Raw genomic sequence first — 15663 nt, 5'->3', positions numbered from 1 at the left:
GAACAGTACGATTATTAAAATTTAAAGGCCGGCATGCAAATCCGGTTCCTTGCCAGATGTTTCTGCGTTAATTTGACCAGGCTTTGTTGTTTCGGGGCCTGTTTATGTCTTTCTTCAGTTCTTTGACTTTTATACCGGATTGGCCGGTGCTGGTTCAGTTTGCCATTGCAACTTTTATTCTCTCCATCACGCCGGGGCCGGATATGACCCTGTTTGTCGGGCGCGCCTTATCGGAAGGGCAAAAAGCCGGTTTTGCCTGCCTTGCCGGCGCGCTAAGCGGTATTGTGGTGCATACAACAATGGTGGCAGTCGGTTTGTCTGCACTCATAATTGCTTCGCCAAATGCGTTTTTCGTGCTGAAAGCGGCAGGTGCCGGCTATCTGGTGTGGCTGGCTATACAGGCTATTCGTCAGGGCTCGGCCTTTTCACCTGAAAAAGGCAGCGGAAAAAAGCATAGCCTGTTTCAAAACTGGGCAACGGGGCTGGGAATTAATTTATTGAACCCGAAAATTATCCTGTTTAACATGACCTTTCTGCCGCAATTTGTTTCCGCGCATGATCCTCATGCGCCGGGCAAATTGTTGTTTCTTGGTCTTTCCTTCATTCCGCTGGCTTTGCCTGTTGTGGTGCCGATGATTGTGGCAGCGGATAAATTTGCAGGGCTTTTAAAGAAAAATCCGATTGTTACGCGCTGGGTTGATTATATATTTGCCGGCGCGTTTTCAGTTTTTGCGCTGAAAATTTTAACGGCACAATCTCAATAGCCAAGATAAAAACTAACGGGTTTCAAACTTTGTTTTTATTGCAGATATTCTGTTTGATAGTGCCGGCATTGCGGCCGGCAATTTTCCAGTAAATCAGCCCGCAAAATGCGCCGCTGATCAAAATGCCGCCAATCCTGAACAGGCTGTCATGAAGCCAGTTATAATAAAGCATGGCAATGCCCAGAATGGCGCCAAAAGCCATATAAAAAAGGCGTTTTCTTAAAGCGAAAATCTCTGTAACCAGAATAAAAACGGCGCAGGGAAGCGCCAGAAAATAAGATGCTAAAATCCAGCCGAGTAATAAGGCGCCGCCCATGCCTTTGATAAACTCAACCGGATCTTCAATCCCTGCCGGAAATAAAAAACTCTGCGGATAAGAGAAAAATAACAGGCAAAGAAGCGCAATCGCCGTGGTTAAAAAATAGCCGGCTAAAATCTTTAAAAGCAAAAAAATTGAAGATTGCTTCAAATAGCATTTCCTTCTGCCATCATGGCTTCAAGTTTAAGACGTTCGCTTTTCCGCATAATTTCAGATTCTGATTTTAATTGACCACAAGCGGCAAAAATATCGCGTCCGCGCGGCGTGCGGATCGGCGAGGCATAGCCTGCCGCATTCACATAATCAGCAAACCGCTCAATCTGTTCCCAATCAGAACATTGATAATTGGTGCCAGGCCACGGATTGAAGGGGATGAGATTGATCTTGGCCGGAATGCCTTTGAGCAGTTTCACCAGTGCTTTGGCATCTTCCATACTGTCATTAACATCTTTGAGCATCACATATTCAAAAGTGATGCGTTTGGCATTGGAAAGCCCTGGATAATCGCGGCAGGCTTGTATCAGTTCGGTGAGTGGATATTTTTTATTGATCGGCACTAGCATATCGCGCAATTCGTCACGCACCGCATGCAGTGAAATAGCCAGCATCACGCCGATTTCTTCACCGGTACGGTAAATTTCCGGCACAACCCCGGAGGTGGACAAAGTAATGCGCCGTTTGGAAAGCGCTAAGCCATCGCCATCCGAGGCAATGAGCAGTGCTTTTTTGACCTCTTCAAAATTATAAAGCGGCTCGCCCATCCCCATCATCACAATATTGGTGACTTTACGTCCTTCGGCGGGAACAATTGCACCGTCGGGCGTGCCTTTTTCCGGAAAGTCCCCCAGACGATCGCGCGCCACCAAAAGTTGCGCTAGAATTTCTTCTGCGGTGAGATTACGCACCATTTTTTGCGTGCCGGTATGGCAGAAAGAACAGGTAAGCGTGCAGCCAACCTGCGAGGAAATGCACAATGTGCCGCGGCCTTCTTCGGGAATATAGACGGTTTCAATTTCCACCGGACGGCCAGCACCGCGAGGCGGAAAACGGAACAGCCATTTGCGTGTGCCGTCATTGGAAATTTGTTCTTCAACCATTTCCGGACGAGCGATGCTGAAATTTTCCTTCAAACTGTGGCGCAGATCCTTAGAAATATTTAGCATGTCATCAAAGTCAGATACGCCGCGCACATAGAGCCAGTGCCAGAGCTGGGCAATACGCATTTTAATCTGTTTGGCGGGAACACCTATTTCCAGCAAGGCAGCGCCCAGCTCCTCGCGTGACAACCCGATCAGGCTTGGCTTCTGCGCCAGCATCATACGTGCATTGACTGCCAGAGCATCACGGGTTTGCGGCGCGGTAAGGTCGTAAGAAACAGACATTGGCTTTACTTAAGGCTCACAATTGCACAGCCGCATCAAAAGAATCAAAACCCTGACGGGATTGCCTGATAAAGCGACATTGTTGCATGATCAAAAAACGGGCTCGGTATTAAATAACACAAAAAACGCCCTGAATTGAGGCCTCATATCACGGAAAATGTGCCGCGTCACGCTTTTATCGGGCATCGGGGATTATGCGTTGTGTCATGCTGAATATAGAAATAACAGCCCTTCATGCCAAAATTGCGTCAAGCAAGGCTTTTTGTGCCTGTAAGCGGCAAAAGAACGTTTGAAACAGTGAGCGATTCTGCTCTGACAAAAACAGCCTAAAAAGCCGGGGATAGCCCCGGCTTAAAAAATTTACAGGGATTTACCTGCCTTATCGGCATTTTTGAATGGCGGAGAGTGCCGCGGTAATTCCTTTGAGAGAATAGGTATAGGTGGTTTTTGTGCCGCGCTTTGAAACGGCATTCACAACCATATCGGCACCGCCGCGCATGGCGGCAATCAGCTTTGGCTCTTCCGCTGCATTTTCCATCCAGCCGGATTTGCCATTGGTAAACATGGTAAAGCGTGCATTGCCAATAGTAACATTGACTTTTGAATTGGCCTGCAGCTCATAACCGGCCATAAATTGCGGTTCAAAAGATACATTTTGACCCGGCTTTTGACTGACGAGAAAGAAATTATCTCCGTGGTCAACATTGGAGGGCTGTTTCTGGGTCGGAACAGACAGGACATAGCATACTTTACCGTTGCCCGACTGATAGCTATATGCGCCCCAGGCGTTGAATTGGCTGATCTGGCTCGGGGTTTGGGCAAGTGCGCTGCCTGCCATTCCAATCATGAACACAGAAGCCGCGACGATCGATTTTCCAAGCATAGGTCCTACCGGTTCTCTTTCGTTTGCTTCAAACTCAAAATCCGGGAAACATGCTTTTGCACAGCATGTCCCGTTTGTTTGTCTTAATTTGACTTAATCTGGGTTACCAAACCGTGAAGTTTTGATGCAAATGAGCTGTTTTCTTACACAATATGCAAAAATCATTGCTCATCCGCCCCTTATGGTGACTTGAGCATCATGAAAAAGGCGATAATTTGGCCGCCAATTTTTGTTTCTGCTTCTCTAAGCCTTATAAAACAGCCGGAGAATATGGTTTGGCAGCCTATGCAATATCAGGTTTGATATCGGATTCCGATTCCGGATCCTGGCGCAAGGCATTGCGTGCGGCTGCAAAATGCGCCGGTGTGATATGATTGCGGATGGCAGCAAGTGCTGCCATCAACACTGCAACATCATCGGTAAAGCCTATCCCCACCAGCAAATCCGGCACAAAATCAAACGGCAATACAAAATAGGCTAATGCCGCAAGCAGGATTGCCCGCGCACGGCGCGGCGTTTGCGGATCAAGCGCGCAATAATAAGAGGCAACAAGCTCTTCAGTAAAAGGTATATTACCTGCGGCCTTTTTCAGGGTTTTCCAGAATTTTTTGCGCACATATTGCGCACGGCTTTGCTGTGTGCGCTCTGAGCCCGGCTGCAAAATATGACGGATCTTTGCATTATCCATAGCAAACCTTCCAAAACCCTTTCAAACGAAGAAATGGTGCCGGATACAGTAAATTGCAAGATCAGCCCTGGCCTGCATAATTACTGATCCATTGCGCCATGCGCATATCAAGCTCTGTCAGCCCTTTGGCGGAATGAGTGGTCAGCGTAATATCCACTTTATTATAAACATTTGACCATTCCGGATGATGATTAAGCTTTTCAGCGGCCATGGCAATGCGCGTCATAAAGGCAAAGGCGGCATTAAAATCATGAAACCTGAAATTGCGGCTTATTGCACTGCCGTCTGATGACAGGATCCAGCCCGGCAGAGAGGCAAGAGCCATATTTACCGCATCGGGTGTCAGCAAAGTATAGGGCATGGGAAACCTCATTTGCAGTGATTTAAACGAGTGATACTGACCGGAAAATAATACTATTTTTTGAAATAATATTATCATATTCCAAGATCTGTACAGCTTCGGTTCAGAAACAGGCTGATATAAATTGAGAAATTTGTCTGAAAAATTTTGGCAGAAATGCGGGAAAATGCCAATTTTTATATTCAAGTGCTGAGGGGGTCTTATGCAGCAGCCGTTCTCAATCTTATTTATTTGTTTTGGTAATATTTGCCGTTCACCATTGGCTGAAGGCGTTATGCGTTCTGTTCTCAAACAGCGCTATCCAAACAAAGAATTTATCATCGATTCTGCAGGAACCAACAATTATCACATCGGTGAAGCTCCGGATGCCCGCTCCGTAACCGTTGCCGCGCAACATAATGTGGATATAGCCGGCCATCGTTGCCGGCAAATAGAAACCAGCGATTTTTACCGTTTTGATCTGATATTGGCCATGGATCAGAAAAATCTGATGACGGTCAACCGTCTTGCGCCTTCAGGCTCGCCGGCCAAAACCGGCTTGTTCACGGCGATCGCCCGGGACGGGCTGAACAGCCAGAATGCAGATTATGGTGTGGAAATTCCTGATCCTTATTACGGCACGGACAGAGAGTTTGAACAGGTTTATCATATGATTTATGATGCAGCCAAAGCTCTGGCCGAACGGCTGGAACATATTTTTGAAAAGGCGGAAAAGGTCTAACCGCTTCTGCAGCCTGCTCATTATTTATCCGAAAAAAACCGCACAAGGCTCTTTTTTTAGCCTTGCGCGGTTAAATTATTTAAATCCCCGCAAAAGATCAGCCGATGCACCGGCTGAAAACCCATGCCGTAATAAAACAGGGCTTCCCCTGTTTTCCTGCGATGGGAGGTGATGTGATTGACGCAACGGCCAGACTTCTTCCACCACATAAGGGCCGCCGCCAGTGGATTCCTTTGAAGACATCAACACAAAGCGCGAGACATTAAACGGATTTGTGCTGAAATTGCCCCGCGCGGAAAGATAGCGCGCAAGTTGTGTATCCGGCAAACCTTTAAGCCGCGCCAATGTAACATGAGGCGTGAATTTGCGCGGATCAGGCGGCAGGCGCAGCCGCTGGCAGATACGCTCCATTTCTGCCTGCAGTGCCAGAAGTTCCGGCGAAGGCGCAACAGCTGCATAAATACTATGCGGTTTTTTGTTACCAAAAACATCCACACCGGCAAGCTGCAGGGTAAAACTCTCACGGTCAATGCGATCCAGCGCATGAACAATCTCATCGGCCACATGGCCTTCAACATCACCGATAAAACGCAGTGTGATGTGATAATTTTCCGGATCAATCCAGCGTACTGAGCCTTTGGGGCCAATAAGCCCGCCGCGTAATAAAGACAGGGAAAGTGCGGCATCGCGGGAGATTTCAAGGGCAGTGAAAAGGCGCGGCATGGCATCCTCCTCAAACAGGATGGGTCTCAAAAAGCGATCCTGCAAGATCAGCACCATTAACCGGCGGTCTGATCTGCAACGGCCGGATTGCTCCCTTTAAAAAGGGTAGCACGGCCTGACAAAGAGCGAAACACTGATCTGCCCGTTAAACAAGGGTTTTGTTGCTGTAACTGACAGGGTTTTCTGGTTATTTCAAAATCCTGCCGGTTATACCAGGTCATGTATTGCGCAATTGAGAAATAACATAGGGATTGTGTCAGGAAGATGAATCCCTGTTAAAGCGTGCTGCCCTGATTCTAATTCAGATCCATCGCTTCCCTGTCCAGCATGGCTTTCACATCCGGCAAAATATTATGCACCATCACTTTCACCCCTTGCGGATTGGGGTGCATACCATCTTCCAGAAGCAGTTTTTTATTGCCTGCCACGCCTTCAAGAAAAAACGGATAGAGCCTGACCTGATATTTATCGGCAAGTGTCTTATAAAGCGGATTAAATTTTGCAGCATAGTCACTGCCCATATTGGGCGGGGCGATCATACCGGCCAGCAAGACAGGAATACCGCGCTCCTTAAGGCGCGACAGCATCTGATCAAGATTTTTGCCGGTCAATTCAGGAGAAATGCCGCGCAAGGCATCATTGGCGCCAAGTTCCAGAATAACCAGTTGCGTTTCATCAGGAATGGACCAATCAAGCCTTGTAAGCCCGCCGCTGCTGGTATCACCGGAGACGCCGGCATTGCTCACTGTTACCCTGTAGCCATCCTTCATTAATGCAGCCTGCAGCCGGGCGGTAAAGCCATCATCCTGTGCCAGTTGATATCCGGCCATCAGGCTGTCACCAAAGCCGACAATCTTAACGGTTTCGCTATCAGCTTCCTGCGCCGATGCTGCAAAAGACAGCATCAGGGAAAATGCCAGAAAAAAACCTAAACCGGCCATAGAAATGCACCGCTGCATCATTGTTTTATCCCGTCAGCTTCGGATACTATCCATATGGCACATTTTACCAAGCTTGCAAGGGCTTGGATCCGATCTTATGCCTGAGGGGAAAACGGACAAGGTTGCGGAATAACAGGGCTGAAATTGAAGGGCACAATTTAGCCAATCTCCCTGTACATTTTATCGTTATGCCCCCAGATAAAGATAAACTTTCGCCATTGATCAGGGAAATGATGTGACAAAGCAGCCTTTGCAACCCGTTATTCAGCTTGAAAAGATTGATCTGACCCTGGGGCATGACAGTGCCCGTGTACATGTGCTCAAAAATATTTCCCTGAAGATAGGCAATGGTGAATCGGTTGGTATTGTCGGGCCTTCTGGCTCCGGAAAATCAACCTTGCTGATGGTGCTTGCAGGCCTTGAGAAAGTGGATAGCGGCAAGGTGCAAATTAGCGGAAGGCGCATTGACCAGATGAGCGAGGATCAGGCAGCGGCGTTTCGCGGGCGCAATATCGGCATTGTTTTTCAGTCTTTTCACCTTATTCCCAATATGACTGCACTGGAAAATGTGGCCGTACCGCTGGAACTGGCAGGCCGTGCGGATGCCTTTGATCTTGCGCGGCAAACCTTGCAGGCGGTGGGGCTCGGGCAACGCCTGTCGCATTATCCGGCCAGCCTGTCCGGCGGCGAGCAGCAGCGTGTGGCAATTGCCAGGGCGCTGGCACCAAAGCCGGCTATACTGATTGCGGATGAGCCAACCGGAAATCTTGATACGGAAACCGGCCGTCAGATTGCCGATTTGCTCTTTGCCAAACAACAAGAACACGGGCTGACAATGGTGCTGGTTACCCATGATCCGGCACTGGCTGCCCGCTGCGGGCGTGAGATCAGGGTGTGCTCCGGTCAAATTCATGAAAAGCCGATGCAGATGGCAGCGGCACAATGAACAAGATAAAACCATCTTTTGCACTGGCTTTTCGCTTTGCCTTGCGTGAAATGCGCGGCGGTCTGGCCGGTTTTTACATATTTCTTGGCTGTATTGCCCTTGGTGTGGCGGCAATTGGCGCAGTTAACTCCATCGCCCGTTCCATTGCAGATGGTTTGGCAACAGAAGGACAGGCCATTCTGGGCGGTGATATCAGTTTCATGCTCAACCAGCGTGAAGTGAATGCCGGAGAACGGCAGTTTCTGGAAAATCAGGGCAGAGTATCAGAAAATATCACCATGCGCTCAATGGTGCGCCTGCAGGACGGATCTGATCAGGCGCTGGTTGAAGTGAAGGCTGTCGATAGCGCCTATCCGCTCTATGGCAGGCTGAAACTGCGGCCGGATTTGCCTGCCGGTCAAAGTTTTATATTGCAAAATGGTGCCTATGGCGCTGCGGTGTCACCGCTTTTGCTGGATCGTCTGAACCTGAAAATTGGTGATCAGGTCATGCTTGGCGCGGCAAAATTCACCTTACGGGCAATAATTGAAAACGAGCCGGATATGCTAAGTGCCGGCATGGCGCTTGCCCCGCGTTTTTTAATTTCGGATAAGGCATTGCGTGCATCCGGCCTGGTGCAGCCCGGCAGTCTTGTCAATTATCTTTATAAAATCGCCTTGCCGGATAATGTGCAGAACAGCCATTTAAAGGCTGTTATACGTGCCGCTGAAAAAGATTTCCCTCAAGCAGGCTGGAATATCCGCACCCGCGCCAATGCTGCGCCGGCACTGGCGGCCAATATTGAGCGGTTTTCGCAATTTCTCACCCTTGTTGGCCTTACATCTCTGATTATCGGCGGTGTTGGCGTGGCTAATGCCGTACGCAGTTTTCTTGACGGCAAAAGATCTGTTATTGCAACCTTCAAATCGCTGGGAGCACCGGCTGATTTTGTAGTGCTGATCTATCTCTGCCAGATATGTCTGATTGCCCTGATTGGTATTGCAGCAGGGCTTGTCTTCTCACTGGTTTTGAGTGCCGGCGCAATTTATGGCCTGTCGTCCTATCTGCCGGTCGGCCATAATATGCAATTCTATCCGCAGGCTTTGATACTGGCGGCAGTTTTTGGCATTATCACAACGCTGATATTTGCATTGCTGCCTCTGGGGCGGGCGCGGATAATTCCGGCAACGAGCCTGTTTCGTCAAAAAGGTTTTGATCAAGGCGGCCGGCGGCCGGTATTTTATATGATTGCTGCCGGCTTTTTGTTACTGGCACTGATTGCACTTGTGTTATTTTTTGTTGAAGATCAGCGCATTGCCGGTGTGTTTATTATTGGCGCTATTGCAGCTTTTGTTATCTTGCGCGGCGTGTCAGCCGGTTTGCGGATGCTGGCACGCAAGGCACCGCGGTTCAGATCGCCGGCTTTGCGGCTGGCGCTTGGCAATATTCATCGCCCCGGCGCATTAACATCTTCCGTTGTGCTGTCACTTGGCCTTGGGCTGACATTGATTGTGGCGCTGGCAATGGTGGATGGCAATCTGCGCCGCCAGATCACTCAGAACCTGCCTGCCCATGCACCAAATTTCTTTTTCATCGATATTCAAAATACGGAAATTGATGATTTTCGTGATTTGCTGGCAAAAATTGCGCCCGAAGGCAAAATAGTGAGTGCTGCCATGTTACGCGGGCGTATTGTGGCGCTGAATGGCACCAAAGCGGATAAAGTTAATGTGCCGCCGCAAGGTGCATGGGTGTTGCGTGGCGATCGCGGTATTACCTATGCCAAAAATCTGCCGGAAAATACCACCCTGTCACAGGGTAAATGGTGGCCTGCAGATTATCACGGTGAGCCGCTGGTGTCTTTTTCAGCAAAAGAAGCGGAAGAGCTCGGGCTTAAACTTGGCGATACAATCACAGTGAATGTGCTTGGCCGCGATATTACTGCAAAGATTGCCAATTTCCGCCAGGTGGAATGGGAAACATTGGCGATCAATTTTGTCATGGTGTTTTCCCCCAATACATTTGCCGGCGCGCCGCATTCATGGCTCTCCACGCTCACAGATGCAAAGGCCACATCAAAAGAGGAAGCGGCTGTCTTGCGTGAGATAACGCAAAATTTTCCGGCAGTTACCTCTGTGCGGGTTAAAGATGCCATTGAAGTGGCAAATGATCTTATCAGCCAGTTGGCAACGGCAATCCGTTTTGCAGCCTCAATTGGCCTGCTTGCTGCCATATTGGTGCTTGCAGGTGCATTGGCAGCCGGCAACCGCGCAAGGCAATATGATGCGGTGGTATTAAAAACACTGGGTGCCACACGTCTGACACTGATCCGTGCCTTTATTTACGAATATGCATTGCTTGGTTTTGCCACAGCTGTTTTTGCCCTTGGTGCAGGCGGGCTTGCGGCATGGTTTGTGGTGGCGCTGCTGATGAATTTTCCGATGCGAATATTGCCGGATGTGGCATTTTTTACCGTGCTGACGGCGCTGGTTGTAACAATTGGTTTCGGACTTGCCGGCACATGGCGGGTATTGGGGCAGAAGGCTGGCACTGTCTTGCGGGAATTATGAGGCAGGAGTTGCTTTTCCCGTTTCATGAAGGCGAAAAATTAATACAAAAGATTCAAAAATATAAGCTTTTTTGCTTTTTCAGGCATGTTCAGCCTTGTTTTGACCATGTAAAATAACCATTATATCAGGCAGGCATGCTGGGGTTCCGCCAGCGGCGCCTGGGAGCGCCCTGAAGCGTCCCTGACACCGGACGGAACAAGGCAAGAGGAATATTATGGTAGATTTTCGCAATATACAGGCGCAAAACCCGGTCGGGGCGCGCGCGGATGCGGGCATAGATCAGGGGCTGCGCTCCTATATGCTTGGTATTTACAATATGATGGCGATCGGTCTGGCCGTGACCGGCGTGGCCGCACTCGGCACATCATATCTCGCTATGAATAATCCGGGCTTTGCCCAGCTTATTTATGGAAGCCCGTTGAAATGGGTGATCATGTTTGCGCCTCTGGCGGCAGTTTTTTTCCTCAGCTTCCGTATTGAGCGTATGACAACTGCAACCGCCCAGCTTACTTTCTGGGTTTATGCCGCACTGGTTGGCCTGTCACTGTCTTCGGTTTTCCTGGTCTTTACCGGTGAGAGCATTGTGCGCACATTCTTCATTACCGCAGCCTCCTTTGGTGCCTTGTCGCTCTATGGCTACACCACCAAGCGTGATCTGTCGGCAATGGGCTCTTTCCTGATGATGGGGCTGTTTGGCCTGATCCTTGCTTCCATCGTCAATATTTTCCTTGGTTCCTCGGCGCTGCAATTTGCGGTTTCGGTCATTGGTGTTTTGATCTTTGCAGGTCTTACCGCTTATGACACCCAGTCCATCAAGGAAATGTATTATGAAGGCGATTCGTCTGATGCAATGGGTCGCAAGGTCGTTATGGGCGCACTGCGTCTCTATCTCGACTTTATCAATATGTTCATGTTCCTGTTGCAGTTTCTCGGCAACCGCGACTAATTCATCATACTGAATTTATAAATTAAAAGGGCGGCTCCAAAGCCGCCCTTTTTCATATTAGGTGATAACGCTTGGATGTTCTCGCCTAGTAAAACGGGTGATTTCAGTAAGTTCAGCGGCAGCGGCAATCACGGACGATAAGGCATTTTGCGTTTCCAGATCATGCTTGTTGCTGTCAGCCTCATAACGCTCCAGATAAATACGGATTGTGGCGCCTGCTGTGCCGGTGCCGGACAGGCGCACCACCACACGGGAGCCGCCTGCAAATAAAATGCGGATACCCTGATTTTTACTGACCGAATGATCAACCGGATCATGATAGGCAAAATCATCGGCAGCGGTCACAACCATGCCCTGCACTGTTTTGCCTGCCAATGCAGGCAATGTGCTGCGTAATCTGTCCATCATGGCATTGGCATTGTCAGAAGCCACTTCCTCATAATCGTGGCGGGAATAATAGTTGCGGCCATAGATCTGCCAGTGCTCACGCATAATCGCGGCGACAGATTGTTTGCGCACCGCCAGAATATTAAGCCATAATAACACGGCCCATAACCCGTCCTTCTCACGCACATGGTCTGAACCGGTGCCGGCACTTTCCTCACCGCAAATGGTAACAAGACCCTTATCCAGCAAATTGCCGAAAAATTTCCAGCCGGTTGGCGTTTCATATATGCCGATTTTCAGTTTCTCTGCCACACGATCAGCGGCACAGCTGGTGGGCATAGAGCGGGCAATACCGGCAATGCCTTTATGATAAGCCGGTGCCAGATGCGCATTGGCGGCAAGAACCGCCAGAGAATCGGAGGGCGCAATATAAATACCCTTGCCAAGAATAAGATTGCGGTCGCCGTCTCCATCGGAGGCAGCACCAAAATCCGGCGCCTTGTCCGACATCATTTCCTCATAAAGTTTATCGGCATAAACAATATTCGGATCAGGATGCCGGCCGCCAAAATCCTCCAGCGGCACGGCATTGATAACACTGCCTGTTTTTGCGCCAAGGCGTTTTTCAAAAATCTCTTTTGCGTAAGGGCCGGTCACTGCATGCATGGCATCAAAACGCATGGTAAAGCCTGATTGCAGCAGGTTGCGAATAGCGGAAAAATCAAACAGGTTTTCCATCAATGCGGCATAATCTTTAACCGGATCAATAATTTCCACCACCGTATCGCCGATGCGGTGCGTGCCAAGTGTATCAATATCAATGTCAGCGCAATCGGCAATTTTATAGCGGGTAATGGTTTTTGAATGTTCAAAAATCGCTTCCGTCAATTTTTCCGGTGCAGGGCCGCCATTGCTGATATTAAACTTGATGCCGAAATCGCCCTGCGGCCCGCCTGCATTGTGGCTGGCAGAGAGAATAATGCCGCCAAAGGCTTTGTGTTGACGAATAAGGTTAGAAGCCGCAGGTGTTGAGGTAATGCCACCCTGCCCCACCAGAATGCGGCCAAAACCATTGGCAGCGGCGATTTTGATCACACTCTGGATAACTTTGCGATTGAGATAGCGGCCATCACCGCCAAGCACCAGCGTTTTGCCCTGAAACCCCTCCAGACTGTCAAAAACCGACTGGATAAAATTTTCCGCATAATGCTCCCGGGCAAATACGGCCACCTTTTTACGCAAACCCGATGTACCGGGCTTCTGGTCATTAAAAGGCGTGGTGCTAACAGTTATAAAAGTCATAATCTGGCTGTGTCCTGACGCTGAAGGCTGACGCAAGGGATAATACCGGAATGATAAACAGGCTATTATTACGTATATATTAAAGGCAACCTTATGAAGCGATAGCCGAAAGCCGTGTATAAGGGCTGATTGCTGTTCAATTTTATTAAGCAGGCTTTATTGTATGTGTTTAAAAAGCACATTCTGATCAAATAGATAGCGGCTGAAAATCGGCAATCTTGCTGCACCAAGCGCCTTGGCGTGAACGCCAATCGTACCCTCTTCAATCATTGGCGGAACAATGCCCTGCAGATTAAGCTGCGCCATCTCACGGCGTGTTGCGGCAACAATTCCGGCACGCAAAGTTTCCGGCATCCAGCCATCAATAATAGCAGCAGGAAAATCAATCACGCAGGCAGCAGATAAAATGGCATGGGCAAGGCTGCGCGCGGTCAGCCTGATCCAATCATCAATCACGGGGCTGAAAATATCCCAGCCCTCTGGCGCTGCCCATAAGGCTGTGGTGTCTATTTGCTGCTGGTTAAGGCTGCGCTCCAGAATAAACAGGGAGGCGGTATCAATTAACTGTGCCGGGCGGCTGATATGTCCGGCTGTGGTAACAAGGCCATTACCCATGGGCATAGAGCCAAGCGCACCGGCATTGCCGCTGCGCCCTGCATAAAGCGTGTTGTTGAGCACAACACCGCCGCCGATAAAAGAGCCAATAAAAAAATAAACATAATCGGCATAATCCGGACCGGATCCGAAAGTGAGTTCCGCGCCGCAGGCCGCAGTGGCATCATTCTGGATGAGAACAGAAAAAGGCAGATCACGGCTTAGCTCTTCACAAATATCGGTGTTTTTCCATGCCTGCAGATCAGCAGGCGGAGCGCCGACTTCCTCCACCCAGTTCCAAAGCTCAAATGGCATGGCAATGCCCAGACCCGCAATGCGGCTTTGCTGTGCAGGCGAAAGCCCGGCGGTAAATTGCCTGATGCCGCTGCGGGTAAAGTTCAGAATATCCGCCGGTACCGGCCAGCGATAGGTCTGGTGCAGGCTGGCGCGGATAGTGCCGGTAAAATCAATCAGGATCAGTTCAGCACTGCGGCGGCCGATTTTCAGCCCAAAGGAAAACACGCCGTCGGGATTGAGCATCATCGGCTGGCTGGGCTGGCCAACACGGCCGCGCTGTTTCTCCCCTCCCAGCAATAATCCGTCCTGTTCAAGATTGCGGATGATCACTGAAACCGTTTGTGCCGACAGGCCGGTGATTCTGGCAATATCCGCACGCGGCATGGCGCCATGACGACGCACCACTGAGAGGATAAGCCTCTCATTATAAGCGCGCACCCCTGTCTGGTCGGAACCGCGACTGGTGGTTTCAGTGTCATAAGGGGCACCCTGCGGATAGTGCATGAAACATCCTTACGCGTATAAAATGTGCTGGTGCAGGCGAGAGTTATGAAAGAGCAAGCTGACAAGCCTTAAGACTGACATAGCAGATTAATAAATCAAGTGGATTTATTAATTGACAGGTTTGTATTCACGTGTTTCCATGCGCATAGCTGTTTTTAATGAAAAACAATAATTTTTGTCTTCACAGAGGTGCCGCAGGGAGGAGCTGGCGCCTGTTGGGGTTGAAAACTGCATGTGTTTTCCGGCGCTGTGCCGGATGTGGAACGGATTTTACCGCTTATATGACTCTGGGAGGAGTTCATGAAAAAGACACTTCTTACTTCTGCATTTGCCGCGCTGGCGCTGGGCGCAGCGGGTATCAGTGCACAGGCTGCCGATGTAACGGCCTGCGTAATTACCAAAACCGATACCAATCCTTTTTTTGTGAAAATCAAGGAAGGGGCGGTTGCCAAATCCAAGGAGCTCGGCATCAGTCTTAAATCCTATGCGGGTAAGATTGACGGGGATACGGAAAGCCAGATTGCAGCGGTGGAAACCTGTATTGCCGATGGGGCAAAGGGAATTTTGATCACCGCTTCCGACACCAAAGGCATTGTGCCGGTGCTTAAACAGGCGCGTGATGCCGGCATGCTGGTGATTGCACTGGATACACCTCTTGAACCTGCCGATGCGGCTGATGCAACTTTTGCGACAGATAATTTTCTTGCCGGTGAACTGGTCGGCAAATGGGCGGCAGGCCGGCTTGGTGATAAGGCAAAAGATGCCAAGGTTGCTTTTTTGAACCTCACGGCCATGCAGCCGAGTGTTGATGTGCTGCGCGATCAGGGTTTTGCCACCGGCTTTGGCATTGATCCCAAAAACAAGAATGTGCTGGGTGATGAGGATGATCCGCGCATTGCCGGCCGCGACCTGACCGATGGCAATGAAGAAGGCGGCCGCCGCGCGATGGAAAATCTGTTGCAAAAAGAGCCGAATATCAATGTCGTGCATACGATTAACGAGCCAGCTGCCGCCGGTGCCTATGAGGCGCTGAAAGCCGTGGGACGTGAAAAGGATGTGATGATTGTATCAATTGATGGCGGCTGCCCGGGCGTGAAAAATGTGGCAGATGGCGTGATTGGTGCAACGGCACAGCAATATCCGATGCAGATGGCAATATTGGGTATTGAAGCGATCAAGAAATTTGCCGATACCGGCGAAAAGCCAAAGCCGACCGATGGCAAGACCTTTGTTGATACCGGCGTGATGCTGGTGACAGATCAGCCGGTTGAGGGCGTGCCTTCTATCAGCACCAAGGAAGGCCTGGCCAAGTGCTGGGGCTGATTATGCTTTGAAATGCAAGAACAATACCGGCAT

General features: G+C 49.8%; 15 protein-coding genes. 6 read left to right on the top strand and 9 right to left on the bottom strand.

The annotated features are described in order from the left end of the window. The first annotated feature begins 104 nt into the window (after positions 1 to 104). A complete protein-coding gene (locus ACSTTO_RS10460; RefSeq protein WP_439273130.1) occupies positions 105 to 764 on the top strand; it encodes a LysE family translocator in 660 nt (219 codons plus the stop codon). A 22-nt stretch (positions 765 to 786) separates the two neighbouring features. Here the strand turns inward: ACSTTO_RS10460 and ACSTTO_RS10455 are convergent, their stop codons facing one another. The 5 genes from ACSTTO_RS10455 to ACSTTO_RS10435 form a co-directional block, all read right to left on the bottom strand. Next, positions 787 to 1233 (bottom strand): hypothetical protein, encoded by a 447-nt coding sequence (locus ACSTTO_RS10455; protein ID WP_439273129.1) that lies wholly within the window; start codon positions 1231 to 1233, stop codon positions 787 to 789. Further along, positions 1230 to 2465: a dual-specificity RNA methyltransferase RlmN gene (rlmN, locus tag ACSTTO_RS10450; RefSeq protein WP_439273128.1), complete on the bottom strand. Its 1236-nt coding sequence runs from the start codon at positions 2463 to 2465 to the stop codon at positions 1230 to 1232. The genes ACSTTO_RS10455 and rlmN overlap by 4 nt, the downstream gene beginning before the upstream one ends. Positions 2466 to 2844: 379 nt before the next feature. Next, entirely contained in the window at positions 2845 to 3348 is a 504-nt protein-coding gene (locus ACSTTO_RS10445; protein WP_439273127.1) for an invasion associated locus B family protein, read from the bottom strand. Between the two features lie 283 nt (positions 3349 to 3631). Next, complete coding sequence (locus ACSTTO_RS10440) at positions 3632 to 4036, bottom strand: YkvA family protein (RefSeq protein ID WP_439273126.1); 405 nt, start codon at positions 4034 to 4036, stop codon at positions 3632 to 3634. 61 nt (positions 4037 to 4097) lie between these two features. Beyond that, on the bottom strand, positions 4098 to 4397 hold the full coding sequence (locus ACSTTO_RS10435; RefSeq protein WP_439273125.1) for a 4a-hydroxytetrahydrobiopterin dehydratase: 300 nt from the start codon (positions 4395 to 4397) through the stop codon (positions 4098 to 4100). 202 nt (positions 4398 to 4599) lie between these two features. On the opposite strand from ACSTTO_RS10435, the gene ACSTTO_RS10430 reads away from it, so the two are divergent. Further along, on the top strand, positions 4600 to 5118 hold the full coding sequence (locus ACSTTO_RS10430) for a low molecular weight protein-tyrosine-phosphatase (protein ID WP_439273124.1): 519 nt from the start codon (positions 4600 to 4602) through the stop codon (positions 5116 to 5118). A gap of 75 nt (positions 5119 to 5193) precedes the next feature. On the opposite strand, the gene thpR is transcribed toward ACSTTO_RS10430, so the two are convergent. Both thpR and ACSTTO_RS10420 read right to left on the bottom strand, forming a co-directional pair. Beyond that, a complete protein-coding gene (thpR, locus tag ACSTTO_RS10425) occupies positions 5194 to 5841 on the bottom strand; it encodes an RNA 2',3'-cyclic phosphodiesterase (protein ID WP_439273123.1) in 648 nt (215 codons plus the stop codon). A gap of 296 nt (positions 5842 to 6137) precedes the next feature. Further along, positions 6138 to 6746 carry an arylesterase gene (locus tag ACSTTO_RS10420; protein ID WP_439273275.1) on the bottom strand — a complete coding sequence of 203 codons (609 nt, stop codon included), beginning with the start codon at positions 6744 to 6746 and terminating at the stop codon, positions 6138 to 6140. A gap of 271 nt (positions 6747 to 7017) precedes the next feature. On the opposite strand from ACSTTO_RS10420, the gene ACSTTO_RS10415 reads away from it, so the two are divergent. The 3 genes from ACSTTO_RS10415 (at position 7018) to ACSTTO_RS10405 (ending at position 11223) form a co-directional block, all read left to right on the top strand. Then, on the top strand, positions 7018 to 7728 hold the full coding sequence (locus ACSTTO_RS10415; protein ID WP_439273122.1) for an ABC transporter ATP-binding protein: 711 nt from the start codon (positions 7018 to 7020) through the stop codon (positions 7726 to 7728). Continuing rightward, positions 7725 to 10277 carry an ABC transporter permease gene (locus tag ACSTTO_RS10410; protein WP_439273121.1) on the top strand — a complete coding sequence of 851 codons (2553 nt, stop codon included), beginning with the start codon at positions 7725 to 7727 and terminating at the stop codon, positions 10275 to 10277. Before ACSTTO_RS10415 ends, ACSTTO_RS10410 begins: the two co-directional genes overlap by 4 nt. Before the next feature lie 214 nt (positions 10278 to 10491). Further along, positions 10492 to 11223 carry a Bax inhibitor-1/YccA family protein gene (locus ACSTTO_RS10405; protein WP_439273120.1) on the top strand — a complete coding sequence of 244 codons (732 nt, stop codon included), beginning with the start codon at positions 10492 to 10494 and terminating at the stop codon, positions 11221 to 11223. Positions 11224 to 11280: 57 nt separating this feature from the next. Here the strand turns inward: ACSTTO_RS10405 and ACSTTO_RS10400 are convergent, their stop codons facing one another. Further along, a complete protein-coding gene (locus ACSTTO_RS10400; protein WP_439273119.1) occupies positions 11281 to 12912 on the bottom strand; it encodes an alpha-D-glucose phosphate-specific phosphoglucomutase in 1632 nt (543 codons plus the stop codon). 156 nt (positions 12913 to 13068) lie between these two features. Continuing rightward, on the bottom strand, positions 13069 to 14307 hold the full coding sequence (locus tag ACSTTO_RS10395) for an ROK family transcriptional regulator (RefSeq protein ID WP_439273118.1): 1239 nt from the start codon (positions 14305 to 14307) through the stop codon (positions 13069 to 13071). A gap of 300 nt (positions 14308 to 14607) precedes the next feature. Between ACSTTO_RS10395 and ACSTTO_RS10390 the strand changes: the two genes are divergently transcribed. Next, entirely contained in the window at positions 14608 to 15630 is a 1023-nt protein-coding gene (locus tag ACSTTO_RS10390; protein ID WP_439273117.1) for a substrate-binding domain-containing protein, read from the top strand. Positions 15631 to 15663: the final 33 nt, after the last annotated feature.

Source organism: Pseudochrobactrum albidum (assembly GCF_051851455.1).
In the GTDB taxonomy this organism is placed as follows: domain Bacteria; phylum Pseudomonadota; class Alphaproteobacteria; order Rhizobiales; family Rhizobiaceae; genus Pseudochrobactrum.
The sequence above is the reverse complement of the archived record's forward strand: the minus strand, read 5'-3'. Positions and strand labels throughout refer to the sequence as shown.

Excerpts from the sequence above, each read along its gene's own strand:
- ACSTTO_RS10405 (WP_439273120.1), top strand. The coding sequence starts at position 10,492 with ATGGTAGATTTTCGCAATATACAGGCGCAAAACCCGGTCGGGGCGCGC.
- ACSTTO_RS10430 (WP_439273124.1), top strand. The coding sequence starts at position 4,600 with ATGCAGCAGCCGTTCTCAATCTTATTTATTTGTTTTGGTAATATTTGC.
- ACSTTO_RS10440 (WP_439273126.1), bottom strand. The coding sequence starts at position 4,036 with ATGGATAATGCAAAGATCCGTCATATTTTGCAGCCGGGCTCAGAGCGC.
- ACSTTO_RS10420 (WP_439273275.1), bottom strand. The coding sequence starts at position 6,746 with ATGCTGTCTTTTGCAGCATCGGCGCAGGAAGCTGATAGCGAAACCGTT.
- ACSTTO_RS10445 (WP_439273127.1), bottom strand. The coding sequence starts at position 3,348 with ATGCTTGGAAAATCGATCGTCGCGGCTTCTGTGTTCATGATTGGAATG.
- ACSTTO_RS10395 (WP_439273118.1), bottom strand. The coding sequence starts at position 14,307 with ATGCACTATCCGCAGGGTGCCCCTTATGACACTGAAACCACCAGTCGC.
- rlmN (WP_439273128.1), bottom strand. The coding sequence starts at position 2,465 with ATGTCTGTTTCTTACGACCTTACCGCGCCGCAAACCCGTGATGCTCTG.
- ACSTTO_RS10435 (WP_439273125.1), bottom strand. The coding sequence starts at position 4,397 with ATGCCCTATACTTTGCTGACACCCGATGCGGTAAATATGGCTCTTGCC.
- thpR (WP_439273123.1), bottom strand. The coding sequence starts at position 5,841 with ATGCCGCGCCTTTTCACTGCCCTTGAAATCTCCCGCGATGCCGCACTT.
- ACSTTO_RS10400 (WP_439273119.1), bottom strand. The coding sequence starts at position 12,912 with ATGACTTTTATAACTGTTAGCACCACGCCTTTTAATGACCAGAAGCCC.
- ACSTTO_RS10460 (WP_439273130.1), top strand. The coding sequence starts at position 105 with ATGTCTTTCTTCAGTTCTTTGACTTTTATACCGGATTGGCCGGTGCTG.
- ACSTTO_RS10410 (WP_439273121.1), top strand. The coding sequence starts at position 7,725 with ATGAACAAGATAAAACCATCTTTTGCACTGGCTTTTCGCTTTGCCTTG.
- ACSTTO_RS10390 (WP_439273117.1), top strand. The coding sequence starts at position 14,608 with ATGAAAAAGACACTTCTTACTTCTGCATTTGCCGCGCTGGCGCTGGGC.